The following is a 425-nucleotide window of genomic DNA, read 5'->3' as shown; positions in this document are numbered from 1 at the left end:
ATCTGGAAGGTCATCGACGAAGCGATGGTGCCGCCCACCAGCAGCTTGGTGCCGCCGAAGGTGGTGTTCTTCAGGATGTTGCCCAGTTCGGTACCCAGTGCGTCGAATTCCGACTGCATGGCGGTCTTGTCGTCGGCGGTCGACGAGGCATCGGCTGCCTGGGTGGCCAGGTCTTTCATGCGGACCAGCATGTTGCCGACTTCGTCCAGCGCGCCTTCGGCGGTCTGCAGCATCGAGGTCGAGTTCTGGGTGTTGCGCATGGCAACCGACATGCCCGAGGTCTGGGCTTTCAGGCGCGAGGCGATCTGCAGGCCGGCGGCGTCGTCCATTGCCGAGTTGATGCGGTAGCCGGTCGACAGGCGGGTCATCGAGGTCGACAGCGAGCTCTGGGTGCGGCTGATCGAGTTTTGTGCGGACAGTGCAGC

The 425-nt window shown here is 63.8% G+C and carries 1 protein-coding gene; it reads right to left on the bottom strand.

What is annotated here, in order from left to right:
* The coding region (locus AC3XQU_RS23005) for a flagellin N-terminal helical domain-containing protein (RefSeq protein WP_489876478.1) at positions 1-425 on the bottom strand (425 nt) is incomplete at both ends.

Source organism: Telluria sp. AZSoR62, from assembly GCF_058111565.1.
The sequence above is the reverse complement of the archived record's forward strand: the minus strand, read 5'-3'. Positions and strand labels throughout refer to the sequence as shown.